Source organism: Nocardia noduli, assembly GCF_019038455.1.
Lineage (GTDB): Bacteria > Actinomycetota > Actinomycetes > Mycobacteriales > Mycobacteriaceae > Nocardia > Nocardia noduli.
This window is the reverse complement of the sequence record NZ_JAFMPL010000085.1, coordinates 1-23,512: the sequence shown is the minus strand read 5'-3', so window position 1 is coordinate 23,512 and position 23,512 is coordinate 1. Positions and strand designations below refer to the sequence as shown.

Here is a 23,512-nt window from a genome sequence, read left to right as displayed (position 1 = left end):
GCCGGTACACCGCCGTTTTCGGGAATCGCGACACCGACCCAGGGACCGCCGGTTCAGTTCGGAGCAGGTGAGGTGGTTGGTCGCCGGATCGGGTCGGTCGGGGTTCGGCCGCGGTATACGGTGTCGGCGGGCAGTAGCGAGCCTCACCGTGTCGGGTGGACCGTCCACGCCGGACCCCGACGATACGGCCAAGGTCCCCAGCGGATCCCGCCACCGAAGCCTCCGTCCCCGAGTCACATGACCGGGTAGCGGAGCGTGGACCGCCGCCCCGGAAAGCCCGAACATGACTCGCTCCGCAGACCGCAAAGCCCGCATCCGTGCCTACATGGCCACCCACCCCGGCACCAGCTACACCGAAGCCGCCCGCCGCCTCGACACCCGATACCTGCCCACCCGAACGGTCGCGGCCTGGACCGCCTCGGCCGCCGAAGCCGCGATCCCTGCACCCGACCCCGGTGGACTCGGCGCGCTCCTGGTCACCGCACTGCGGAATCTGCGCGACACCGCCGCGGCCGGGCCACCGGTGATCCGGCTCGCACGCGGTCGAGGCGCGCTGGCCACCGCCGGGTTCGTCAGCGCGCAACTGGGCCGCCACGCCATCCCGGCCCGCGACAACTTCGAGACCGTGTACCAGGCATGCACGGCGTCCGCAGTCGAACTCGCCGCCCTGCTCGGGGACTACCTCACCCGCGCCCACGGCCTGGACCCCCGCAGCCTCCTCGACACCACCAGCGATCCCCTGCTGCACTATATGGGCCCCGACGCCGAAGTACTGGCCGCACCGATGATCATCCTGGGCGGCCAGGCCGCCGACCTGTTCACCGCGATCGCCGAGGACGAGTCCGCGCTACCCGAACACCGAAAAGCCGCGATCCGCGCCGCCGACAACGCCCTGATCACGTGGAGTCATTTCGGCGGCGACGGAGCCGGGTGGTGATACTGCCGGACAGCTTGTTGAGATCGACTGTCCTGCAATGATGTTAGGCTCGCAGCGATCACCGCGGGGCCATTGGCCGATGCGGGTCGATGATCACAGCGCGTTTCGACGCGAGAATCCCAACAACGCCGCGGCAGACCGTATCCGGTCTTCCCGCGCCATCCACCGCCGTCCGCTGCTGGCAGGCGAGCGAAAGTGGTGGCCCCGTTGTCGAACCCGTAGTCCGGGAGGAGTTCTCGTGATCGGTAGTGTTTCCCGCGCGGCGGGACGTGGCTGTGAGATTCTTGCGTTCAGACGCTGTGCGAGACAGGCCGCCCGCCGCACCCAGCTCCGATCCCGGCGTGACTGAGGTGGGATCACCACGGCGCGACCCGGCCCCGACCCACACCCCACCGAGTTCACCCGGAGTGTGGGTCGGCGTCGATGTCGCCAAGGCCGGTCTGCATATGTGCGCGATGGACGCGGGTGGACAGGTTCTGTGGTCGCGGCGCGTCGACAACACCGAAGCCGCGATCACGCAGGTGATCGGCGAGGTCACCGGCCCGCGTCGCCGCCGCCGCGTCGGGTGGGCGGTGGATATGACCTCGGGAGCGACCGCGCTGCTGATCACCCTGCTGCTCGCGGCGCGGCAACCGGTCGCCTACGTGCCCGGGCGGCTGGTCTCGCGGATCGCGAGCGGGATCGCCGGAGGAGCCGCCAAGACCGACGCCCGCGACGCGCGCACCATCGCCGAGATCGCCCGCATGCGCAGCGACCTGCAACCGGTCACCCCAGCCGACCTCGCGATCGCCGAACTACGGGTGCTGCTGAGCCACCGCGAGGACCTGATCACCGAATGGGTCGCCGGAATCAACCGCGTGCGCGAACAACTGGCCGCGATATTCCCGGCCCTGGAACGCGAATTCGACTACTCGACCCGCTCCGGGTTGATCCTGCTCACCGCCTACCAGACCCCCGCACCACTGCGCCGCAAAGGCGCCACCGACAGGGTCGCCGCGCACCTGCGCCGCCACGGCGCCCACGGAGTCAACCCGGGCGGAGTCACCGCCATGGCGCAGCGCGCTGTCGCGGCCGCCAACAGCCAACGCATCAACCTCCCGGCGGAGAAACTGACCGCGGAGTTGATCGCGCGCCGCGCACAACGACTGCTGGAACTACGCGAGGAGATCGCCGCACTCACCACACGGATCGAGGAATCGTTCACCGGTCACCGGTGGGCTCCGATCCTGACCAGCGTGCCCGGCATCGGAACCCTGCTCGGTGCAAGGTTTCTCGTCGAGACCGGCGGCGACCTCACCGTCCGCTTCGCCACCGAAGCCAATCTGGCGGCCTACGCCGGCCTGGCCCCGGTGCCGCGCTCCTCGGGCACGATGCTGGCCAGTGTGCGTCGCCCCGTCCGATACAACCGTCACCTGCGCAAACTTTTCTACCTGGCCGCGCTGGGCGCGATCCGGCAACCCGAAGGCCTCTCGCGCGTCTACTACGACCGCAAAAGGCAGGAAGGCAAGGTTCATGCCCAGGCGCTGCTGTGCCTGTCGCGGCAGATGTGCAGGCTGGTGTGGGCGCTGCTCCGCGACAACCGCGAATACACCGCCACACCAGTTACTGCCATCGATCGCCGCGATCAAGGTGATCTCGACCGCTCGATGGGCTGCGTCGTACGTCGATCCGGTTCACCGTGAAGTGATGGATGCAGAACAGCGAGGTACTGAGGGAGCAGTTGCGACCCACGCCATCGGCATGCCGAATTATCTCGGCGCGCAGTCCGGCGGATGACCTGAAGGTCCCCGCGGTCAGCCGCAGCCGTGTCGCTGGACGGTACCGCGCGGGCCGGGGGCTGCTCAGGAGTGTGCGTCGTTGTATGCGGTGACGATCGTGCCCGGCACCCGTCCGCGGGCAGGCACTGGGTGGCCGTTGGCCTTGGCCCATTCGCGGATCTCGTTGGTGTTGGGGCGGGACGGTAGGGGGACGGGACGAGTGTTGCGCCGTGAGCGTCCTCCGACTCGCCGCCCGGCTGTCACGTACGGCTCGAAGACCGCACGCAGCGCGACGGCATTCTTGTCGCACAGATCGATCTCGTAGGTCACTCCGTCAACACCGAATGAAACATCCTGTGTGGCAGTGGATTCACTGTCGAAATCATCCACTACGGCGATTGTCACCTTGCGTGCCATCTATCATCCCTCCTCGCGCGTACGGCCATGCTAGCTATGTACCAGCGCGGCACCTGGGGCAGGCTTGTTCCCCGAGATGACATCCGGCGTTGAGCGCGGCGTGGCCGTACGCCTATATTGTCTGTGCCGCAGGATCAGCCGTTTGCGGGGATCCTGGTGAGGGCTTCTCGCAATTGGAGCAGGATTGCCGGGGCGATCTCGTAGCGTTCGACTGTTGGCTGTGTCTCGTCGGAACGGATGGTCCGCAGCAGGTCAGGGCGTCCGATTACCTGTGGGAATGCGCGGTGGGTGGCCTTGCGAACGGACGCGGTCATGCCGCCCATGTTCTTGGCGCCGGTGAGTTCCATCAGCCGTGCAGGCGTGGCCGAACCGCCCTCCTCGTCGCACAGGAGCCGCACAGCGCGGCGCGCGTTCGGCGACAGCGCACGTACGAAACGTTCGAGCCGGGCTCGATCGATCAGGCACTGCGGGGGCTCCTGGGATGTTTCGGCCAGTACAGGAAGGCGTTCGGCGAGCGCGACCTGGGCGGCCAACAGACCCAATTGCAGCTGTGTCTCGACAATCCGCGGCAGATTGAGTTCGTCGGCCATCAGTGCTCGCAGGTGCTGACGAGCGATCGCCAATGCGTCGATATCCCCCGATGTCATGTGACACAGGCTATCTCGCCCCGACCTCAGTTACTCGCCGCCGCTGACGGCGCAAGGGTTCAGGCCCGCCACGCTGCAAGATGGCCGAGATATCCAGGCGAGCGAATTACCAGCCACGCGATCGCTGAGAGGAAAGAGGCCGTGCCGCAGGAAAGCTCCGGCGGCACGATCGAAAGGGGGGCGCGGGCCGCTAGGGGGGTAGCGGCCCGCGCGGGGCGCCAGCAGGGGGGGTTGCTGACACATTGCGAACAGTACGGCAGCACGCCGCTGTAACCGCTGGTTTGTCATCGAATCGAAACCGGATGCCAGCGATCTGGCGTAAATCGCAAACCGGATGCCGGTTTCGGTCATCCCCGAGTAGCTTCCGGTGTGGATACGAACGTGTCGTTTCGGTCTCACGGATTACTCGTGGCGAATATCTGCCCTGCTGCTGACGACTTGCTGTCGTCGGCTATGATCCCATGAAAGCTGTTGTGCCGTAAGGTATTCGCCATGTCGATTGCCTTGAGCGGAGACCTCGAACAGCTCGCTGCGGAATTGGGCAGACTCGTCGACGACGCGTATCGCCGGGCCGAGAAACGCGAAGCCTTGTTACTGGCCGCGCCTGCCGACATTCCCGATACCCACAGCATGGGGATGGAAGATCATGCCAATGCGCGAGCGATCGGCCGCCGGATCTACAGCGAGGGCGGTTCCGAATTGCTGAGGGCGGTCCGAGAACGGGTCGCTGAACTGTGCGACGCTCCTGGCTATCTCGATTTCTGGTGGAAGGACATCGGCTGAAATACGCGATACGGGCCAGCATGGACCGCCGGAGACACGAGTGCGTGGGTTTGTCTGCCTTATCGGCGACCTTCGTTACCAACCATCTCGGCGCCCGGGCGATGCCGTGGCCGTTAGTTGCCTGATCAATCCATAGCGCAACCATGGTCGCTTGCCGATCGTGGCTGAGTATGGCCAGGTGCGGGCGTGTTGCGCTGGCGCTATCCCGGTTGCGCTGTGAGTTGTCCGTACAGCTTTTCGACGAGTTCGGATCCTGGGGGTAATCGGTTGTTGTCGATGTCGAATCGTTCGACGCCAGCACGGACAGCAGGACCTTGTATAGCTGTCATGGCCGCTTGCCGGATCGCGTTGCGGGTGCAGCCGTTGGCCCAGTCGATGACGACCGCGGTGCTGGTAGCGGCGCATTGGCGGGCGACGAAGTAGGTGTCGCCGTGGGTGGGAGCGATGATCGGAATGACCTGGTGATAGAGCGCTTCCAACGTCGAGGTGGCGCTGCCGTGGCACAACAGCATGTCCGCGGAGCCCAGATGCTGGCGCAGGTTCAGCTCGGCGGCGGTAGTGATCTCGCATCCAGTGCGCGCGGCGGCGGTAGCGGCGTATCGCTGTATCTGGTCGCGGGCCGGTCGATGGCGGATCTTGAGGGTGACCGAGCGGAGTCCGGCGTCGATCAACCCTTCGATGATCTGCTCAAATATCGGTGGGCTCGGTTCGGCGACGAAGGTGCCGAAGCTGACCAGCGCTCGGGGCCGAACCGGTCCTGATACTGGTGCTGGTGTGGGCGGCGGCCGGTAGCGGTAGCAACTCAGGGGCTCCCCGGGGTGGGTGTCGTGGAAGTACCAGGGGGGACCGAAGGCGATGGTGCCCAGGTTCAGTGGTGATTCGAGGTCGTCGTGTTCGCGTCCGCGGATCAGCGCCCGTCGTCGTGCTTCCTCGACGCTGCCGGGGCCGGTGGCTGCGTCGGCGCAGGAGACCACGCGGACGAAGGGAACGGCGCAGTCCAGCGCGGCGAGGACGGCTCCGCGTTCGGAGGTGTCGCAGACCAGTAGGTCGGGTCGTAGTTCGTGGATCAAGGTGGTGATGTCATGGCGGCTGGCGCGGCCCATCCGGGTGATCACCTCGTCACCGGACAGGCCGTTGTCGCTGGTGCGGAGAAAGGACTCCGGCCCGGCGCGGCGGTGGTGCACGGGCAGTAGGTGGGTATCGGCTTGGCGTGCCACGGTCTGGCTGCCGCACAGAAACACCGCACAATCGCCGTGGCGGGTGAAGTCCTCGACCAACGGCAACACCGTGTTGGCGTGCCCGAGGCCGGGCGCGTAGGCGGCCAGAATCGTGAGGGTCACCGTGCTGTGGTGCCCGCCGGGTCAGGGTGGGGTTGCCCGAGCGACGAGGTCGCGGTGGACATGGCATTGGTGGTGGTGATCGGGGTGTCGGGGTCCAGGTGTGTGGCCGCCAGTGCGGTCTCGAGGGCGTGGCGGCGGTGCTCGGCGGAGACCTCGGCGAGGTAGGGGTAGCTGCCGTTGAGCAGCGGTGCGGTGTGGTGGTGTAGCGGGTGGGTGCTGGTCCAGGTGGCGAGGGTGTCGAATCGGGTGTCGATCGCGGCGGTGGCGAGCCAGTCGGTGATGCGGGCGTCGTTGCCGGAGCTGACGATCCGTCCGCGCGGATGGCCCAACCGGCGCAGTTCAGCGTGGAACTCGGCGGCGAACGTGGTGAAGATTTCGGGTGGGCGATAGGAGGGGATGATCCGCACCAGCGCGCCACCGGGGCGGAGCACGCGGCGGATTTCGGCGATGGCGAACAGCGGTTCGTCGACGAAACACAGCGCGGCGTGCTCGAAGACGGTATCGGCGCTGGCGTCGGGCAGTTCCAGGTTCATGCAGTCCTGCCCGATGACCTGTACCTGATCGAGTTCGCCGGTGCGTCGGGTCAGGACCTCGCGCATGCCGACGGCGGGTTCGATCGCGACGAGGCTGTGGGTGTGAGGTGCGGTGATCGTGGTGATGGCGCCGGTGCCCGCGCCGAGTTCGACGACGTCCCGGTCGGCGAGGGTGGTGCGGGCGAGGGTGGTGAGGGCTTCGGCGTATTCGGGGTCGTGGGGCCGGTCGCTGTCGTAGCGTGCGGCCAAGGCAGCGGTGTAGAGATAGCTGCCGTCGTCTTCGGTGAGCAGCCGCCATGCGACGCGGGCGAGGTCGTCGAGATGGTGACCGGTGTGGTCGTGGGCGGGGTGGTGCAGGTGGCGGGCGAAGGTCGCCGCGCGTGCCAGACACCACGCCGCCGCCGTGGGCCCGAGGGCGCGCCACGCCGCGGGAAGTGTGGTGAGCAGCGGTGTGAAGTGGTCGGGAATTTCTGCGGCGGTAGGGATATGGGTGTCGAGGGGGCGGCGCATCCACAGCGCGGCCATCAACCGCAGTATGGCGGGTCCGCCGCTGTGCAGTTGTTGTTCGGGCACTGCGGTCGGGTCGGTGACCAGTTCCGACAGGAGAGACCAGGTCGTCGGGTCTATCCGGTCCAGGACGCTGGACAGGTGTGGGGTCGTCCACCACGGGATGTGGTCGAAGTCGGGTGAGGTTGGTATCGGGACCGGGGGCGGCAGTACGGGGGCGGCTACGGAAGGTGTTGTCATCGGCGCGATTCCGATCCTGCTGAGACCGCACCGGCGGCGGCGAGGACCGCTTCGGCGAGCAGGAAGGACATTTCCTCGAGTTCGTGCTCTTTGGCGTTGAGCGCGGGGGTCAACATCACCGACGAGGACTTCCAGCCGACGATCAGCCCGGCCTCGAGTGCGCGGGCGACGATGGTGAGGGCTCGCTCGGTGGAGTCGCATTCCAGGACCGCGACCACTCCATAGCTGCGAGCCGCGACGATGCCGGGCAGCCCGGCCGATCCGGGGACGAAGTTGGTGGCGAACCAGGCGGCGGCGTTGGCGGCCTGGGTGAGCCCGCCGGTGGCCAGCAGCCGCAGAGTGGTCAGCGCTGCCGCGCTGGCCAGGCCGTGACCGGAGGTGGTGTGCCCGTAGCGCAGAAGTGCCGGACCGAACGCGTCACGGATCTCGGGGCGCACGCAGGTTGCGCCCATCGGGACGACGCCACCGGCCATGCCTTTGCTCATCGCGAGGATGTCGGGGCGCGTCGTCATCTCGGAGGTGGCGAATGCCGTACCGCTGCGACCGAATCCGGTGAACACCTCGTCGACGATCAGCAAGATGTCGGCGTCGGTGGTGAGTGTCCGCAACTCGGCCAGGAACCCCTCTGGGAGCGCGATGCCGCCGCCGACGTTGAGGAACGGCTCCACGATCACCGCCGCCACCCGATCCGCGCCCGCGGCGTCTATAGCTGCGGCGAACCGGCCGGCCAGGACATAGGCGGCAGCGGCCCCGCCCGGGGTATCGGTCGAGTCCAATGGCACGTAGAGCATCCGGGGGCCGAAAGGCGCGTCGTTGTGCAGGATCGGCAGGCCTGACAAGGCTTGGGTCGCGGCGGTGCAGCCGTGGTAGCCGCGTTGGAAGGCGATGACGGTGTCGCGGTGAGTCTGGCCTCTGGCTTTCCAGTAGTCCATGGTGATGCGCAGGGCGGCCTCGACCGCTTCGGAGCCGGAGTTGACGTACACGGTCTCGCCCATGCCGGTGACCTGGCCCAGGGTGGAGGTCAGTTTGTCGGTGATGCCCAGTCCAGCGGCGGTTTCGTCGAAATGCGCGATCCGGCCCAGTTGTGTGGTGACCGCTTTGGTCAGCTCGGGATGGGCATGGCCGAACGGTGTGTTCGCGGCGGCGGCGACGCCGTCGAGGTAGCGGCGGCCGTGGATATCCCAGACCTCGCAGCCGATCCCGCGTTTGAGTATCGGCCGCGGTGGTGTGCCGCGCTGAGCGCTGCTCCAGCCGTACCAACGATGTGTATTCATGACGGGTATCCCCTACTCTTCGATCAGTTCAAGTGCCGGTGCAGGTTCGCTACCAGCGCGGCGACGGTGTTCTCGTAGGCCCAGCGCGGCTGTCCGGGTGCGATCGGCGGCCCTGCCCCGGCCGCCAGGCCGGTGAGGTAGGTGCTGATCCCGGTGGTGTCGGCGGGGTCGAAGACGGCGGCCAGGCCGTCTGCGGATAGTTCGGTCGCGGTCGCGCCGAAGGGATCGAGGACTGTCGGCAGTCCGTAGAGGCGCGAATCGCGCGCCCGCAGCCGCACGCAGGTCTCGTTTTCGATGCCGGGCCGACCCAGGCAGATCAGCGCCGCCGCGTCCCGCAGATACTCGTCGCGGTCGTCATGGCGGATCGGATCAGTGTGCAGCACGACATGTTCAGCGATCCCGAGTTGGTCGGCCAGGGTGAGGACAGCGTCGCGGGTCTCGGCGGTGTCGGGGTGGGGCGCGGCGTGCAGGAACCGCAGCGTGAGTCCCGCGCCCTGCTCGCGCGCGGCCGCGACGGCGCGTACGGCCGCGCACGGATCCAGAAACGACCACAGCCCACCGGTCCACACCACCTCCGTCCCTTCCCGGGCGGACTGCTCGGTGCCGGGGCGGAGGACCGCATTTCGTGCGGCGGCACGGGTGTAGCCGAGGGGAATGGTGGTGATGCGGTGAGTCAGGACCCGAGACCGGTCCAGGTCGATGGGGTGCAATCCGCCGTAGGCGGCCAGGTTCGCGATCAGGGTCACGCGCTCGATGTCGGAGCGGGTGATGAACAGCCGTGAATGGGTCACCTGATAGCGGTAGGTGGCGACCAACTCCTGGTAGGCGCGGGTGTCGAAGACGCCTCCGGGGCGCAGGCGGGGGTAGTCGAGTTGTTCGACGGGCACGGTGTTCTCGCTGACGAGCAGTTTTCCCGCGCCCGCGGCTTGGGCCATCCGATCGAGGTCGGGCATGTCGAAGAACAGCACCGCTGCCGCGTCGGCGAGCAACCCGGTCCAATCGGCGGGCGCGGTGACCAGCTCGGCGTCGCCGACGTCGACCGGTTCCTCCGTCGTGGCGGGACTGTAGAGGTAGACCGGGAAATACTGCGCTAGAGCCGTGGCGAGTTCGGCCGCACGCAAACCGATCCCGCCGATACCGGTCTGGCCCACCGGATAGTCCCCGAGATCCAACAGCAGCGGCGTTCTCACCCCAGACCCCCGTATGTGCTCGCGGCCGCCGTCGCGTCGGCGAGATGGTTGATGTTGGCGAACTGCGGCCCCCACACCACCGGGGCGCCGCGCAGGTGATCGGTGTGCCCCTGGGCCAGGTCGCTGGCCACGGTGGTGAGCATCGACCTGGTCAGCGCCAGCGCGGACCAGCAGGCGTTGAACCCGGCGGGATCGCGGGGTTTCTCCGCCGAGGCGGCCACGACATCGCCGTCGACGCGTAATGCGCCGTCGACGCGCAGCCGGTCGGGGTCGGCGCATTCGGCCGCCACGACCACCACCGGCGCACCAGCGCCGATGACGGACAAGGCCGAAGTGAACGCGGGCGCGGGATCGCTGCGATACACCTGGTCGGCCAGGCAGACCAGGACCGTCTCCTCGCACCAGGGCTGCGCGGTCAGCAACGCCGCCGACAACCCACCACCGTGACGAGGTTGCTGGAACAGCACGGCGAGCTCATCGTGATGGTGCCCGAGGTGGGCGATGAGGTCGAGTTTGCTCGCCGAGACCACGACGAGGGTTTTCGGCGGCGGGGTCATGGCCGCGATCGCCGACAGCAGCGGGTCGATCACCGACACCCCGGGGGCGAGGGGGTGCAGTTCCTTGGAATACGGTGCCGCGAACCGTGATCCGGCTCCGGCCGCGAGCACCACCACGGTAGTCACGACGCCGCGCCCGCTTCCGTGCCGGTGCGCGACCACCACGGGCGTATCCCGATTCGATCCCGCAACCCCTGTGCGGCGTCGCGCCCACGCCGAGTGTGTCCGTCTCGGGCGTCGGCCAGGATTCGGGCGAGTTCACCCATCTCGGCACCGTCGGCGCCGAGCACGGTGGGCTCGGCGGTACCGAGACGCCACATCGGTCCCGGGCAGTCTGGCAGGTCGGATTGGATGTTGACGCGAATCCCCCACTCTGCCAGCACATCCGACACCCCGGCGGCGTCGTCCAGACGCACCCACACCTGATGGGTATCGGTGAAACCCGACCCCGCACCGGGCACGTCGAACCCGTACTCGGTCAACGCCGCGGCCAGGATTCGTGCGTTGTCGAGCACGGCGTGGGCGTAGCCGCGCCCGTAGTGTTCGAACTCGAGCGCGGTCACCGCCGAGGCGAGGGTGTGGCCGAAGTGGTGACTGCTGACCAGCACGTATTGCGCTTCGCGCAGCATCTCGGCGATCGCGCCGTCGCGGGTGAACAACATGCCGTGGTGCGGACCGGGAAACGATTTGTGCAACGACCCGCCCACCGACCCGGCACCGTGATCGAGCGGATTGGCGTGCGCGCCACCCAGGACCAGGCCCAGGGTGTGGCTGATATCGACATGCAACCGGACCCCCGGATAGCGAACCAGCAGTTCGGCGACAGCGCCCACCTCGAGCCGGTGGCGCGAGTTCTGCACATCCAGGTACACCAGCGACACCGCCCGGTCGGTCAGGATCTGTTCCAGCGCAGCCAGATCCACCGATCCTCGCGTGCAGTCCACCGATGCCCACCGGTACCCCAGACGGGTGATCACCGCGCCGGTGGCGTAGTGACCGCCGCTGGCCGGAGAGATCGAGACCACCGTGTGTCCGGGCAGCCCACCGAGGCCGGACAGGGCGATCATCATGGCGTTGAGCCCCGAGAGCGGGCGCAGATTCACATACTCGGCGCACGCGAGCCGCGAGAACGCCTGGCGGCCCGCGATTTCCAGTTCCGCGACCGCTTCACCGCCGCGGAATTCCCATACTCCTGTCAGGGCTTCGTTGAAGAAGTACCGGTTGCTGTAGTCGGTGCCCAGCATCGCGTGCGCGGTCGGGCTCATTCGATTCTCACTGGGCACCAGATTGATGGCCGAACGCGCACGCGGGGTGTCGGTGTGTACGCGTTCGATCAGGGTCGACAGCCGCTCGATCGGATCGGTGATCGTCGCGGTGCCGGTGGAGGTGTGGGCAGAGCACATGGGCGAGGCAGCCTTACTCGTCGTGGAATCGGCAGGCACTGGCCAGCGCGGAAAGCTGGTCGGCGCCGGTGTGTGCATCGGGGGCATGGACTTGCAGCACCGGCGTCCCGACGGCGCAGTGCTGGCCGGGTTCGGCCAGGATCTCGACCCCGCAGCGGGGATCGATCGCCGCCAGGGCCTGGCCGATCGCGCCGACGGGTCCGGCGTCGATCCCGTCGAAGCGCGCGGAGACCGGCGCGTGGTAGACAGTGATGCTCGGCGCGGCCGCGTTGGCGAGACCCCCGTCGCACAGCCATCTCAGGTCGCCGCCCAGGTGGGCGACGTAGCGGCAGAACGCCTCGAAGGCGCGCCCGGAATCCAATGCGTCGTCGATGCGTGTGCGCGCACGGACGGGGTCGGCGGGGTGGAGCGCGCACACAATCTGCTCGGCCAGGTCGGTGACATGCTCGCGCAGTATCGCCGCGCCGCCGCCGCGCATGACCGCGACGGCCTCACGCAGTTCCAGCAACGGTCCGGCCGCGGGGGCGAGCGGCAGCGACGCGTCGCAGGTCGAGATCAGCATCCGTCGACCGGCGGCCTCACCGATCGCGCGCATCAACCGTGCCAGTTCGTCGGCGGCGTGGGCGTCGGCCAGTACCGCGCCGGACCCGTATTTCACCTCGAGTGCGATCGTGTGCGCCCCGCAGGCCAGTTTCTTGCTCATGATGCTGGCCGCGATCAGGGTCGCCACGTCGACGGTGCCGGTGCGTTCGCGTAGCGCGTAGGTGCGTCCGTCGGCCGGGACGAGCTGGCTGGATTGACCGGCTACGCAGAACCCGACCTGCTCCACGCAGTCGGTGAACTCGGCCACGCTCAGCGCCAAGCCCAGCCCGGGGATGCATCCGAGTTTGTCCAGGGTGCCCCCGCAGTGGCGCAACGCGGCGCCGGTGACCTTGCCCATCGGAATACCGAGCGCGCCGAGCAGCGGCGCGAGCACGATCGAGACGTCGTCGCCGACGCATCCGGTGCTGTGTTTGTCCACCACCGCGTGCGGGTCAGGCCAGTGGACCTGTTGTCCAGAATCCACGTAGGCGCGGGTCAGGGCGAACGCTTCGGTGTCGCTGTGTTGCGACATCGCCAGGGTGGTCAGCGTCGCCGCGACCACCGAATCGGGAGAATCCGGTGCCAGCAGCACCGCGAAGTCCTTGTCGCCGAATTCGATGCGGCCGCCGCGGCGGCGTTCGAGAAGCGTGGCCGGTGAATCCATCACCGCACCTCGCTGGTGTAGAGGCCGCGCAGCAGGATCCGTTCACCCGGTTCGGCGTGAAAGGCGGTGCGTCCGTGCGCGACTCGGGTGTTGCACAGCAGCAGTCCCGTGCGCGAACTGATCTCCAGGTCGGTGCGGAACGGGCTGCCCGGCCGTGAATATTCCCGCATCCTCGCGACAGCGAGCTCCCGTAACTGCCCCGATTCGCCGTTGAAGGTCCAGATCTCGTTGCCGTCATCGGCCCACCGGGTCCGTAACCCGACCTCCAGATCGGCGAATGCTGGCCCGGTGGTGGACTGTTGCGGCTGGAACGAGGTCGCGACGCGGGTCAGCGCGTCGTTGCTCATCAGGCTCGCCGCAGCAGCTGGGTGGGTGCTTCGTAGGACCTCGAACGCCTCGGTCGCGCGGAAGATCGTGGTGTGCCCGCCCTCGGGCGCGGCGCGTTCGAACCACAACAGCGAACTCGCCACGACACCGATCCCTTCCAGGGTGCCGTCGGTGTGGAAACCCTGCGCGGCACCGGTCCCGAAATAGCGGTGCCCGGAATCGGTCACCGCCGCCGATATCGTGTTGAATCCGTCGCTGTCGTAGCCGAAACGTTGCGCCTCACGGGCATAGATCGCGGGAACATAGGCCCGGCCCAGGCCCAGCAGCGCGGCGGTGCTCGCCATGGCTTGGGGCCCGGACGCGTGCGCATCCTCGACGGTGAACACAGCGAACCCGTCGCGTCGGGCGGCGCTGCGCAAACGCTGCGCCGCCCGGTCGGCGCCTGTGGGGTCGAGGGGAATCGCGACGGGATCGATAGCGGCACGGGTGGTTCCGAAGATGCTCATCACTGTCTTTCCGGGATGTCGGGTTCGCTCCACACCGCGATGGCCTCACGGATCTGACGTGCGGCTGCCCGCGGGCTCGACGCGGTGGTGTCCACGATCAGGTCGGCGGCCTCGCCCAGCCAGTCGTCGCGGGCGGCGAAATAGTCCGGCAGGTGTTGCAGGCGCCACCCGGCCGCACGGTGGAGTACTTCGTCTTCGCTGATACGTCGCCGCAGGGTCGCCTCGCTGGCTTCGATCAGCACCAGGTGCAGCGAATGACCTTGGGCGCGAATACCTTCGGACAGCTCGTTCCAGTACTGCTGGTTCAGGACTGTCTGCACGCTGACGAGATTCTGGCCGGTCGTCTCGGTGATCTCGTGGGCGACGATCGGGGTCAGACGCCGCCAGGACGGCAGCGCCTGGAAGTCGGCGGCAGCGGCATCGGCCAGTTGGGCGCGCAGCATGAACCCGACGAACTCGGGATCGAACAGCCGGTATCGGGGATCGGAATCGACCAACTCTTGGGCGGTCGAGGTCTTTCCGGCACCGAACGGACCGTTCACCCACACGATTTGGGACAAAGCTCCTCCTTCACAGGTGTTCCTGGACCAAACGTGACAACAACTCACCCGCGCGCAGGTGATGGGTCCGCATCCCGACCTTCTGTGCACCGGGCAGATTCACCGCCAGATCATCGACCACCAGCACCCGCGCCGGGGCCACTTCCATCACGTGTGCGGCGTGGCGATACAGGGCCGGCGCGGGCTTGGTCATGCCCAACCGTGCGGAGACGAACACGTGATCGAAACTGTCGGCCAGGCCGAACAACTCCAGATCGGCGGGCAGGATGTCGGTGCTGTCGCTGAGCAGCGCCACCGTGTAGCGGCGACGCAACCGGGCCAGTAGCTCGGCCGCTCCGTCGATCACACGCCCGCGCTGCGCCGCCCAGATCGCCACCGCCGCCGCGCCACGCCCATCGTGACGCGCTGCCAACGTTTCGGTAACCGATGCGCGCCATTCGGCGTCGGTGAGAATGCCCAGCTTGGCGTACTCGTAGGCGTCGGTGCCGAACGCGGCCGCCGCGATCGACCCGGCGGGTAACTCTTCGGCCTGCTCCCCGGCGTGCTCGCCCTCGCCGTCCCAGTGGTGCAGCACCCCTTCCCAGTCCAGCAGGACCGCGTCGAGATCCCCGCGGGGCCGCGTCACCGGGTCTCCACACGAATTGCGGCGAAATCGTCGATGGCCGCCTGCAACGCCGTCTGATTCTCGGCCGTCAACACCGCGAAACCGGTGCGTGAGTGCGAATCCCGTGCCTCGGCGACGATCTCGCCGGGACGTGGCACCACCATCTCGCGCACATCATGTTCGGCGACGACGGTCTCGAGGCAATGGACCGCCACGACCTTGCCGGGCGCGGCATTCAGGAACTGGGTCGCCGCACAGCGCCCTGGCGACGCGGTGATCACCGACTGCGTGTGATCCAGGCAGGCCAGCCACGCCTGCGCGAGATTGAACTCGTAGACGAGTTCGATCAACCAACCGATCCGATCGCCGGGGAACCGCACCGCGCACTCGATCGGATACGCCTGTCCGTCGTGGATACGCCACTCCGAATGCAGCAGACCGTCTTGCACCGCCAGCGCCGACACCAACCCTCGACCGCCCTCGAGCAGCAGGTCCCGCAGCGGGTCGGGCACCACCGCCGGAACCCGATGAGACATCTCCGCGAACCAGGGCAGCTCGCCGACGGTCTTGGCGGTGATGTTGGTAAACACGATCCGGCCCTGACTCACCAGGAGCTCCACCGAGAACTCCGGGCCGCTCAGATAGTCCTCGACCAAATAGTCGAACTCCAGAACCCGGTCCAACGGCTTGTAGATGCCTTCGTCGGTGCCCACCGATTGGGCCCACGCGTGCGCGATCTCGCCGCGCTCACCGATGTGGCGCACCCCCAGCGACCCGTTGCGGTTGCGTGGCTTCAACACGATCGGGGCCGCCCCGCCGTCGTCGAAGAACCGTGCCACCTCCGCGACATCGCGCACCGGACCGAAGCGTGGACTGGCGATCCCCGCCGCCGCCAGCACCCGACGGAACTCGAGCTTGTCGGTGCACGCGGCCACCGCCTGGTCTCCCGGGTAGCCCATCCCGAGCTTGCTCGCGATCTGCGCGGCAGCGCGCACCGCGTGTTCCTTGCCCGGCAACACCGCATCGAACCCGACCCGCGCATGCCACTCCACCCCGATCCCGACCGCTTCCTCACTGAAAATGAAACGGCCCGTACGGATCTCGGTGACAACCGCATGATCGAACTCGCCCGGGTGCGCAGCCAGCACCGAGGGCTCCACCAGCAAATACACCCCCACAGCCTCAGAGCCGATACGCGCCAGCGCGTCGAGCAGCCCCACACTGTGTCCGATCACCAACACCTGTCGTGCCATCGCGATCCCTCCCTTCATACGATCAGAAATTCACGAAAACCGAACGCTAGAAGCACTTCTCGGCCTCGGTGACCGAAAAGAAGTCCCGCCGAGACGAAGACAGGAATAGTTCCTGTCTTCACCTCTTGCGACCCACTGCCGACTTGACATGTGGCGTCTTCCGTCGAGCGTCGAAGCGCCCGGCCCCGGAAGGTCACCGCCCATACCGGCGGTGGCCCGGTGCCCCATCGGCTCGCGAATCCGCTGCGCGGCAGGACAAGTAGCGATGAGGCGGGAACCCCCGGGCCCCTCGGGATCGCGGGGGCGCCGGATCCGGCGAGGGCCGGGCGGCCCGGAGGTTCCCTATATCCCCACACCCTCGGCTTCCTCCGAGGATGTGGGGTGGTCTCCTACGGTGAACCGGCCGCGCCGACCCTCATCCGGGCCATCAGGTAGTACCTGTGACGGTGACGCCAGGGAATCTGCGCGCGGTAGGTCTGCCCGTTTTCCTGACGGTGGATCGGCACCAGTTGCACACGTCGGTCCCAGACCTCGACCACCACGAACCCGGGTGTTGTCTGCCGCAGCCGGATGGTCGCCGCTGGCGACTGCTGGCGGCCCGTCGTGGGGTGGGTCGCTATCCACGCCGCCACTTTGCGGATCAGCTGAGCACCGGCGTCCGCCAATTCCGAGCAGGCGTCCTCGGCCACGCCCCAGGTCGTGGCGACCCGCGACAGGAAAGCTGTGGCCCGGACTGTCGGGTCCGTGGTGGTGAGGTCGAGGACGGTCGAATCCTCACGCGAACCCCACGTGGATGTCGTGGCCGTTCGGCTCGCGCACAGTTCACTCACGGCGATCACCTCCGAAACTCCGATGACGGCTGTTGGAAGAACGCGCCCAGTGCGTGCTGGGCGCGTGCGGCCTGCGCGGCGAACTGCTCGTTCTGCTGCTCGATCAGTCGGCCGAGCCGGGGACTGTGCAGGTTTTCGTAGCGATCGGTGCACACTCGATACAGCGGCAGCGCCGACAGATCCACCGTGCGACGCGCTCCGTGCGCCTCGGTGACCGCGGCGATCGTGTCCCGGCGCTGCTGGTCGATATCGGTGGCGATCACCGTGTCCCACACCGAGTCCACGGTGCGTGCCTGGTGGGGCGCGCACACGGTGATGCCCGCGTGCGGGTGCCCCATTGCGCGTCGGGCTCGATTCGGCTCGCGGGTCACCAGCCGCACTCGGCGGTAGCCCGCGCCGATACCGGCCTCGGCGACCGCGCGACCGAGGACGCCTGCGCCGAACACGATCAGAGCTCTGTCGTGCGCAGGGGCGCCCCGGGTCAGCAGCTTCATCGCGAGTTCCGGATAGCCGAGCACCTGCGTCAGGCCGTGCTCGGCGCGGATGGTTCGTGCCAGCGCGACGATCCCCTCGACATCGGATTTGAGCGGATGGGTGTGGCGCAGCCTCGAACCCGCGCGGGCGACCTGCCGAAGGGACAGCGGATCACCTACCAGCGGTGAACGCAGCCCCACAGCGATCGTCGCGAGTCGGTGATGGGTGGCCCCGGTCGTGGTGATCAAACCCGCCGCCCCTGGAAGACGAGGGTCCGAACCGGAAATCGGTACCGGGCCACAGGAATACACCTCGATCCGCTGCCCGGTGTCCAACACCATCTCAGCCAGTCCGGTGGGCATCTCGGCAAGCCACTGACGCTGGGCCGCGAGAGTCGTGAGGTGGTAGCGGGTGCCGTCCAGATACGCACACCAGATCGGAGCCGGGCTGAACGAGTCCGAATCCGGCCCTGCCGCCATCGGCGACGACGGCACTCTCACCTTGCGTTCCAACCGTGTGAAGGGCTGCGTCACAGCGCTGGCCGGATCCTGAGCGATCCCTCGAAATCGCCCATCGGGCGCGCGGGGGAGCTGGCGATCTTGCTGTCGCACGATCATCGGATCGCTCCGATCGCGGCGTAGCAGCACCCGCTGGATTCGCCCTGCGACTCGACGGCCTCCGACGAGGCCGTGCTGTGGTCGCCCGTCGGCGAGACGTGGACGGCGGCCGAGGTGGAGAACCAGTTACTCGGGTCGGCTGGGCTCGGCTCGAGCAGTTCGGTGCCATCGAGGAGCGCGGCGACAGCTGCACTGTCACGGGGCCACAGTTTCAGTCCGTGCTCGGCGAAGGTCTCGGCAGCCGCCTTGGCAGGTGCGTTGTCGGCGTGGAGGTGGGTCAGCACGATATACCCGCTCGACAGGGCAGCGATGATCGCCTGCATGACCTGTCGAGCGTGGGCGAGCTGTTCGAGAATCAACGCCCCGAAGCACACGGCGATCGGCTGACTTCGGCCCAGCAGCGTACCTTCGAGCGCGGCCGCATCGATCGCAGAGACGATCGATGCCGGATCGCCGGGATCAGCCTGCACGAAACGGGAGCCACGGTTGAGCATCGCGTGGCCGTGGGCGGTGACGATATGCCCGATATCCAGGTAGAGCGTGCTCGTCCCGGCTGCGGCCGCCGCCGCGACGGCATGCACATTGGGGTCACGGGGAAGCCCACAGCCCACCACCACGAACTGGCGCACCCCCTCCGCCGCCAGCGCTCCAACCGCATGCAACAGGAACGCCTGCCCCGCCTGCACACCCGCCTTGAACGCAGGAGGCAACTGACTCGCGACGTCTTGATCGGTCTCGTAGTTGTCCTTGCCGTACGGCAGAATCGCATCGAGTACACGAGCGGTAACCGGCCCAGAAAACTCCCTGTCGAGGTCGCGCGCGCCTGGGACTGTATCTCGGTCAGTGCCCACCGTTCACCCCTCTCGCCATTGTGGCGAACACGTTCGGACGGCTACCGAATTCGGCGTTCGACCTCTCACTCCAACGTCGGATCATTTCGGCTCCCCCTCCTCGTGGCGCGCCGCCAAGCGGGCGCGTTGACCTCCCCCGAACTCGTCGGAGGAGGTCACCACCGGTCGCAACGGTGGTGCGGGGGCCGCCCGTACAAGGGCAAGGCCATCGGCGGGGTCGAACCCGTTATCTGTGCAGACAATGGTGGGCGGCAACCCATTCATTCGCGGTGAAACAGCGGCATCCATCGACACCCTCCTGTCGCGGTCGAAACATCGAAAGTCTTGAATCTGTGTGGAGTTCCGCGTCGATCGGCTCGGCAGATCGCTGTACCGGTCGAGGCAGGTCTGCGCCGCAGTCCGCGAAGGACGCGGATGATCATCACCGGGTCGGACGAGAACTCTCGTTTCATCGGATTCGTGCGCGGTGACAGCGCCGTGATGTCATGGGATCGACGGCCGGTCTCAACGGACCGCGCGAAAACAACCCCCGGCGCACGTTGGGGTAGACGTGCCGCAATTCGGTTGTCCCGGTGTGTCATCGGTTGAGCATGCGCGGCTTGAGCGGTCTGGGGAACGGCCCTTTCGTTGCACGGCACTGCCCTTGTGTCGCACCTTCGCGCTGCCGTGCCGCGCTGGTGTGCTCTCGGTGACAGACTGGCGGTATGGAACTTGATGGTGCACCGGCTACGCGCGACGACCTCGCCCCGCTGGGGCTGGTCAACTACGGGCATTTCACCTCGATGCTCGTCGAGGACGGCGCGGTGCGCGGCCTGGAACTTCACCTGGATCGCCTGGTCCGGGATTGTCAAGCTGTCTTCGCCGTGGACCTGGATCCCGAACGGCTGCGTGCCGAGGTTCGTGGTGCGCTCGGCGGCAACAGCGGTCGCCACGTTGTGCGGGTGACTGTCTACGACCCCGATATCACCCTGGCGAAACCCGGCGCGGCCGCGAATCCGCGCCTGCTGGTCACCTCCCGACCGGCTGCCGCAGTCGATCCGGGGCCGCTGCGCGTGCAATCGGCGGTCTACAGCCGCGACCTTCCCGCCATCAAACACACTGGTTTGTTCGGTGCCCTGCACCATCGGGCCGGTGCTCAGCGCGCCGGATTCGATGACGTCCTGCTCACCGACGCCGACGGCCGCATCTCCGAAATCGCGACCAGCAATATCGGATTCATCACCGCCGACGCCACATTGGTCTGGCCGGAAGCCGACATGCTCGTCGGCACCACCATGCGTCTGATAAGCCGTGCCCGCGACGAAACAGTCGTCTCGCGTAGGGTGAGCCTGGCCCAGCTCGATCAGTTCGTCGGTGCCTTCGCCACCAACGCCGCGGTCGGCGTGCGCGCTGTCACTGCCATCGATGAGCATCGTTGGGCAGAGCATGAATTGGTGGAGATCCTTCGCAAAACCTATGAATCCATTCCTGCGCAACCACTTTGAGAAGTAGCCTGCCGCCTTGACAGACGCGATGAGAAGCCATGACACGGGGAAGGTGTTCGACACACGATGAAGGCGATGCTGCACCCATGGACCGGGGCAGAAGTCCGTTCGCTGCGCAACGCCCGACGTATGTCGTTGCGGGATTTCGCCGCCCACTTGGGCGTAGGTGTGCGCCTGGTGTCGAAATGGGAGTCCGGCGGCGCCGACATCAAACCCCGGGCAGTGAATCAAGCCGCGCTCGACACCTCGTTGCAACGCCTGGACCCAGACGAGGAGCTGCGTTTCGTCGAGGCTGTCGACCCGGCAGTCCTGGGCGAGGTCGCCCCCGAAGCCGACGTGGTCGTGCAACCTGACCAGGTACGCCACCCCGTCGACGGAACATGGATGAGCTGGATCCCCGGCAGCGTCTATCTGTCCGGGCCGCAGTCCACACCGACGTGGGTCGAAGGATTCTTCCTCGATGTCTATCCCGTCACCAACGCCGACTACAGCCGATTCGTCGCCGCTACCGATCACAGACCCCCACAGCATTGGGAAAGCTCGACCCCACCGACCGCCATCGCTGATCACCCGGTGGTCTGGGTGAGCCACGACGACGCCACCAGCTACGCACGCTGGGCGCACAAACAGTTGCCGAGCGCTGGACAGTGGGAAAAGGCGGCCCGAGGCACCAGCGGTGGCACCTGGCCGTGGGGCAGTCAACCCACTCCGGCGAAAGGCAATTTCCGTGGTGTCGGACCGGGTGCCACCACGCCGGTCGACCGCTACAAATCCGGGGTGTCCCCGTTCGGGATATCGGACATGTGTGGCAATTGCTGGGAATGGACCAGCTCGCCGACCACGCCCGGACGCTACGAACTCAAAGGTTCGGCGTTCACCTCGCCTTTCGATCGCTGCCGCCCCGAACAGTTCAACGATGCCGGCCACACGATGCTCGATGATGACACCGGGTTCCGTTGTGCCACAGTCGATCTGAAAGCTTGAGCAGCTCCTATGCGGCAGTGAGGTTCTGTGATTCCCGGGGAAGTGGAATCGTGCCGCAACGATTGCGCGGGTAGCGCGACAGCCTCCTATCGACACAGCCAGCGGTGAGGTGATAGCTCTATCGACGGCGGATCGGCGGCTGGGCTCGCCCACGAACCAGTGATTGCCCTCGTGACGAGCGCTCATCTGGATTGCCGAGCGTCAAGGGCGGTCCAACCGCCCACAGTGTTGCGATAGGTGTCCCACGCGTCGATGTAGTTCGAAGTGTGGACAGGTCCGGGCAGCTGCGGAATCGCGAACGCCGCCGCAAGCTGGTTCAGATGCCTGGTGATGATCGTGGCGAAACGGCTCAGCTCGGCGGCGATTTCGATGGCGCACTTCGGGGACATGAGGTCGTGTGCTGTGTACCAGTGGCCGCGCAGGCGGATGCGGTCGAGGGCGTACACGGTGGTCATGGCGTCGAGCAGACGGCGCGCGGTGGGGTCGGCGGTCTCGGCGACTGTTGAGAGGATCGCGGTGACGGCCATTCGCTCGGCGCTGGCGACGGCGGACTCGATCGCCGTCGAGTCGGGGCCGAGACCGACGTTCGCGCTGTCGATTTCGGCGCCGTGGACGGCGGCGGCGAGGGTCTTCTCGCGGGCGATCAACATATTGAGCCACCACGGCATCGACGGGCCGGTGGTGGTGGGGTCGAGGGTGTCGGGCAGGTGCAATGTCGGGAGGTCGACTCCCCGGCTGCGGCCGGTGGTGATCGCCAGCACCTGGGTCTCCCCTTCGGCGATTCGTAGCCCTGCGATCGCCGCGAGCCAGTCAGCGTAGTGGTTGATACGAAGGGTGCCTTGCGCGCCGAGGCGGTCCGCGCACATCGCCACTACTTCCCGGGCGGTGTCGGGCAACAGTATCTTCGCCAGCGTCGAAAAGATCGGACGTTGCGGGTCGTCGGGATCGAGGTCTCCGACGCGCCTGCCGAACACGGTGGTGGCATAGATGGCGGACAGCGCGGTGGCCGCGTCGAGTCGCACTGCGTCCCGGTCGATGAGCCGCTTCCCGCCGGGCGCACGCTGGCCGCCGTAGTTCACCAGCCCCGCCAGGGCTGCGCGGGCGGCCGCGGCGGCGGCGTTGGCCAGGTCCAGTCGGCCGTGACCCAGGACAGATATCGCGATGTGGAATCGTTGTGGCGGTTCGAATTGGGTGGTCAACGCCCCGGTCTCAGCGATCGCGACGAGGCCACTGCCGAGCAGGGCCTGTCGAGGCAGGCGCACGTCGTCGAATTGGATCATGGCGTGGTCCATCGGGGCCCCGGCCTTGTCTGGCAGCGCGGTGACTTCGACACCGTCGGCCAGGCCGTCTGGTCTGCGTAGCCGGATCAGGAACGGCAGGACACCTTCGTCGCGGCCTTCGACGATCAGGCGCGCGGTCGCGACCACGATTTTCGGGATCGTGGGGTCGGCGAGGTTGGGCATGAACTTCGCTGCCGAAATGTCGGGTGTCGACAGCACGATTTCCCGGCGCACGGAATCCCAGGTGGCAGTGGTGCGCTGGTTGGCGCCGTTGGTGCCGCCGAGCTCGGTCAATGCGAACACGCCGATCGCCGCGCCGGTCTCGAGATCGGCCAGCATCTGCTGCTGGTAGTCGCTACGGTCACCGAGAGCCAGGATCGCGCCGATCGCGAGGTCGAAGTGCCCGGTCAAAATCGGCAGCAGATGCGGGGACGCGATCATGGACCAGTTGCACAACGCCGCACGCATCCGCGCGTTCGCCGTGATCACCGAGCCATCCACTGCGAGGTCGGCCAGGACCTGCCGTAGCAACGCCGGTCCGAGTCGGGCCTCCTCGGGGTGTGTCTGCCCGGACGCGGGGCGATCCGCCAGCCCGGCGACGATGTCGCGGATCCACATCTGCATGTCGAGGTCGCCGCCGAGGATGGCCGTCCCCAACCCGGACACGACGGGGTCCGGTGGTCCCCAAGCCCGCACGCTGGACGCGATTTTCATGCTCACCTGCCGTTGTTCGGTGACCCGATCCAGGACCGGGCCGAAGAATCGAACTGGAACGATCCGCGCCGAAACGCGGATCCGTGCGACTACGCCGAATGGGAGTCGAAGTTGCTGTCTTACTGTCTGTTTCGGCCTTCTGAGATAGATCAGGAAAGTGGGAAGGGTGGGCGTGGTGGGAACCGGACCGGGAGGGC

22 protein-coding genes are annotated in these 23,512 nt (G+C 67.2%); 5 read left to right on the top strand and 17 right to left on the bottom strand.

The features are described from left to right. Nucleotides 1-283 precede the first annotated feature (283 nt). Together JZ792_RS30970 and JZ792_RS30965 are read left to right on the top strand one after the other, a co-directional pair. Nucleotides 284-937 carry a hypothetical protein gene (locus tag JZ792_RS30970; RefSeq protein WP_216916169.1) on the top strand — a complete coding sequence of 218 codons (654 nt, stop codon included), beginning with the start codon at nucleotides 284-286 and terminating at the stop codon, nucleotides 935-937. A gap of 341 nt (nucleotides 938-1,278) precedes the next feature. Next, entirely contained in the window at nucleotides 1,279-2,619 is a 1,341-nt protein-coding gene (locus tag JZ792_RS30965) for an IS110 family RNA-guided transposase (RefSeq protein WP_216916166.1), read from the top strand. 159 nt (nucleotides 2,620-2,778) lie between these two features. Here JZ792_RS30965 and JZ792_RS30960 read toward each other — a convergent pair whose 3' ends face one another. Further along, nucleotides 2,779-3,111, bottom strand: a complete 333-nt coding sequence (locus JZ792_RS30960; RefSeq protein WP_216916163.1) for a histone-like nucleoid-structuring protein Lsr2 — start codon at nucleotides 3,109-3,111, stop codon at nucleotides 2,779-2,781. A gap of 134 nt (nucleotides 3,112-3,245) precedes the next feature. Next, nucleotides 3,246-3,758: a hypothetical protein gene (locus tag JZ792_RS30955; protein ID WP_216916162.1), complete on the bottom strand. Its 513-nt coding sequence runs from the start codon at nucleotides 3,756-3,758 to the stop codon at nucleotides 3,246-3,248. A gap of 492 nt (nucleotides 3,759-4,250) precedes the next feature. On the opposite strand from JZ792_RS30955, the gene JZ792_RS30950 reads away from it, so the two are divergent. Continuing rightward, nucleotides 4,251-4,541: a hypothetical protein gene (locus JZ792_RS30950; protein WP_216916160.1), complete on the top strand. Its 291-nt coding sequence runs from the start codon at nucleotides 4,251-4,253 to the stop codon at nucleotides 4,539-4,541. 200 nt (nucleotides 4,542-4,741) lie between these two features. Here the strand turns inward: JZ792_RS30950 and JZ792_RS30945 are convergent, their stop codons facing one another. The 14 genes from JZ792_RS30945 to JZ792_RS30880 form a co-directional block, all read right to left on the bottom strand. Beyond that, nucleotides 4,742-5,881, bottom strand: a complete 1,140-nt coding sequence (locus JZ792_RS30945) for a glycosyltransferase (protein WP_216916158.1) — start codon at nucleotides 5,879-5,881, stop codon at nucleotides 4,742-4,744. Further along, nucleotides 5,878-7,161 (bottom strand): class I SAM-dependent methyltransferase, encoded by a 1,284-nt coding sequence (locus JZ792_RS30940; protein ID WP_216916156.1) that lies wholly within the window; start codon nucleotides 7,159-7,161, stop codon nucleotides 5,878-5,880. Before JZ792_RS30940 ends, JZ792_RS30945 begins: the two co-directional genes overlap by 4 nt. After that, on the bottom strand, nucleotides 7,158-8,435 hold the full coding sequence (locus JZ792_RS30935) for an aminotransferase class III-fold pyridoxal phosphate-dependent enzyme (RefSeq protein WP_216916154.1): 1,278 nt from the start codon (nucleotides 8,433-8,435) through the stop codon (nucleotides 7,158-7,160). The genes JZ792_RS30940 and JZ792_RS30935 overlap by 4 nt, the downstream gene beginning before the upstream one ends. Before the next feature lie 23 nt (nucleotides 8,436-8,458). Then, nucleotides 8,459-9,625: a hypothetical protein gene (locus JZ792_RS30930; protein ID WP_216916152.1), complete on the bottom strand. Its 1,167-nt coding sequence runs from the start codon at nucleotides 9,623-9,625 to the stop codon at nucleotides 8,459-8,461. Further along, entirely contained in the window at nucleotides 9,622-10,308 is a 687-nt protein-coding gene (locus tag JZ792_RS30925) for an NTP transferase domain-containing protein (protein WP_216916149.1), read from the bottom strand. The genes JZ792_RS30930 and JZ792_RS30925 overlap by 4 nt, the downstream gene beginning before the upstream one ends. Beyond that, complete coding sequence (locus JZ792_RS30920; protein ID WP_216916147.1) at nucleotides 10,305-11,585, bottom strand: PLP-dependent aminotransferase family protein; 1,281 nt, start codon at nucleotides 11,583-11,585, stop codon at nucleotides 10,305-10,307. Before JZ792_RS30920 ends, JZ792_RS30925 begins: the two co-directional genes overlap by 4 nt. Nucleotides 11,586-11,598: 13 nt before the next feature. Continuing rightward, the gene (locus JZ792_RS30915; RefSeq protein WP_216916145.1) at nucleotides 11,599-12,831 is read right to left on the bottom strand and encodes a thymidine phosphorylase; all 1,233 of its coding nucleotides are present in this window, start codon (nucleotides 12,829-12,831) and stop codon (nucleotides 11,599-11,601) included. Further along, the gene (locus JZ792_RS30910; RefSeq protein WP_216916143.1) at nucleotides 12,831-13,664 is read right to left on the bottom strand and encodes a TauD/TfdA family dioxygenase; all 834 of its coding nucleotides are present in this window, start codon (nucleotides 13,662-13,664) and stop codon (nucleotides 12,831-12,833) included. Before JZ792_RS30910 ends, JZ792_RS30915 begins: the two co-directional genes overlap by 1 nt. After that, complete coding sequence (locus JZ792_RS30905) at nucleotides 13,664-14,224, bottom strand: AAA family ATPase (protein ID WP_216916141.1); 561 nt, start codon at nucleotides 14,222-14,224, stop codon at nucleotides 13,664-13,666. Before JZ792_RS30905 ends, JZ792_RS30910 begins: the two co-directional genes overlap by 1 nt. A 10-nt stretch (nucleotides 14,225-14,234) precedes the next feature. Beyond that, on the bottom strand, nucleotides 14,235-14,849 hold the full coding sequence (locus JZ792_RS30900; protein WP_216916139.1) for an HAD family hydrolase: 615 nt from the start codon (nucleotides 14,847-14,849) through the stop codon (nucleotides 14,235-14,237). Continuing rightward, nucleotides 14,846-16,048 (bottom strand): ATP-grasp domain-containing protein, encoded by a 1,203-nt coding sequence (locus JZ792_RS30895; RefSeq protein WP_216916137.1) that lies wholly within the window; start codon nucleotides 16,046-16,048, stop codon nucleotides 14,846-14,848. Before JZ792_RS30895 ends, JZ792_RS30900 begins: the two co-directional genes overlap by 4 nt. A 422-nt stretch (nucleotides 16,049-16,470) precedes the next feature. Then, nucleotides 16,471-16,911 carry a hypothetical protein gene (locus JZ792_RS30890; protein WP_216916134.1) on the bottom strand — a complete coding sequence of 147 codons (441 nt, stop codon included), beginning with the start codon at nucleotides 16,909-16,911 and terminating at the stop codon, nucleotides 16,471-16,473. Nucleotides 16,912-16,916: 5 nt separating this feature from the next. Further along, entirely contained in the window at nucleotides 16,917-17,885 is a 969-nt protein-coding gene (locus JZ792_RS30885; RefSeq protein WP_216916132.1) for a hypothetical protein, read from the bottom strand. Between the two features lie 113 nt (nucleotides 17,886-17,998). Next, complete coding sequence (locus tag JZ792_RS30880; protein ID WP_216916129.1) at nucleotides 17,999-18,853, bottom strand: SAM-dependent methyltransferase; 855 nt, start codon at nucleotides 18,851-18,853, stop codon at nucleotides 17,999-18,001. A 704-nt stretch (nucleotides 18,854-19,557) separates the two neighbouring features. On the opposite strand from JZ792_RS30880, the gene JZ792_RS30875 reads away from it, so the two are divergent. After that, nucleotides 19,558-20,337 carry an aminotransferase class IV family protein gene (locus JZ792_RS30875; protein WP_216916126.1) on the top strand — a complete coding sequence of 260 codons (780 nt, stop codon included), beginning with the start codon at nucleotides 19,558-19,560 and terminating at the stop codon, nucleotides 20,335-20,337. 75 nt (nucleotides 20,338-20,412) lie between these two features. Continuing rightward, nucleotides 20,413-21,321: an SUMF1/EgtB/PvdO family nonheme iron enzyme gene (locus JZ792_RS30870; protein WP_216916124.1), complete on the top strand. Its 909-nt coding sequence runs from the start codon at nucleotides 20,413-20,415 to the stop codon at nucleotides 21,319-21,321. A 182-nt stretch (nucleotides 21,322-21,503) separates the two neighbouring features. On the opposite strand, the gene JZ792_RS30865 is transcribed toward JZ792_RS30870, so the two are convergent. Then, the gene (locus tag JZ792_RS30865; protein WP_254190604.1) at nucleotides 21,504-23,315 is read right to left on the bottom strand and encodes an acyl-CoA dehydrogenase family protein; all 1,812 of its coding nucleotides are present in this window, start codon (nucleotides 23,313-23,315) and stop codon (nucleotides 21,504-21,506) included. Nucleotides 23,316-23,512 lie beyond the last annotated feature (197 nt).

Excerpts from the sequence above, each read along its gene's own strand:
- JZ792_RS30960 (WP_216916163.1), bottom strand. The coding sequence starts at position 3,111 with ATGGCACGCAAGGTGACAATCGCCGTAGTGGATGATTTCGACAGTGAA.
- JZ792_RS30870 (WP_216916124.1), top strand. The coding sequence starts at position 20,413 with ATGCTGCACCCATGGACCGGGGCAGAAGTCCGTTCGCTGCGCAACGCC.
- JZ792_RS30950 (WP_216916160.1), top strand. The coding sequence starts at position 4,251 with ATGTCGATTGCCTTGAGCGGAGACCTCGAACAGCTCGCTGCGGAATTG.
- JZ792_RS30970 (WP_216916169.1), top strand. The coding sequence starts at position 284 with ATGACTCGCTCCGCAGACCGCAAAGCCCGCATCCGTGCCTACATGGCC.
- JZ792_RS30875 (WP_216916126.1), top strand. The coding sequence starts at position 19,558 with ATGGAACTTGATGGTGCACCGGCTACGCGCGACGACCTCGCCCCGCTG.
- JZ792_RS30920 (WP_216916147.1), bottom strand. The coding sequence starts at position 11,585 with ATGTGCTCTGCCCACACCTCCACCGGCACCGCGACGATCACCGATCCG.
- JZ792_RS30865 (WP_254190604.1), bottom strand. The coding sequence starts at position 23,315 with ATGAAAATCGCGTCCAGCGTGCGGGCTTGGGGACCACCGGACCCCGTC.
- JZ792_RS30910 (WP_216916143.1), bottom strand. The coding sequence starts at position 13,664 with ATGAGCATCTTCGGAACCACCCGTGCCGCTATCGATCCCGTCGCGATT.
- JZ792_RS30935 (WP_216916154.1), bottom strand. The coding sequence starts at position 8,435 with ATGAATACACATCGTTGGTACGGCTGGAGCAGCGCTCAGCGCGGCACA.
- JZ792_RS30915 (WP_216916145.1), bottom strand. The coding sequence starts at position 12,831 with ATGGATTCACCGGCCACGCTTCTCGAACGCCGCCGCGGCGGCCGCATC.
- JZ792_RS30940 (WP_216916156.1), bottom strand. The coding sequence starts at position 7,161 with ATGACAACACCTTCCGTAGCCGCCCCCGTACTGCCGCCCCCGGTCCCG.
- JZ792_RS30955 (WP_216916162.1), bottom strand. The coding sequence starts at position 3,758 with ATGACATCGGGGGATATCGACGCATTGGCGATCGCTCGTCAGCACCTG.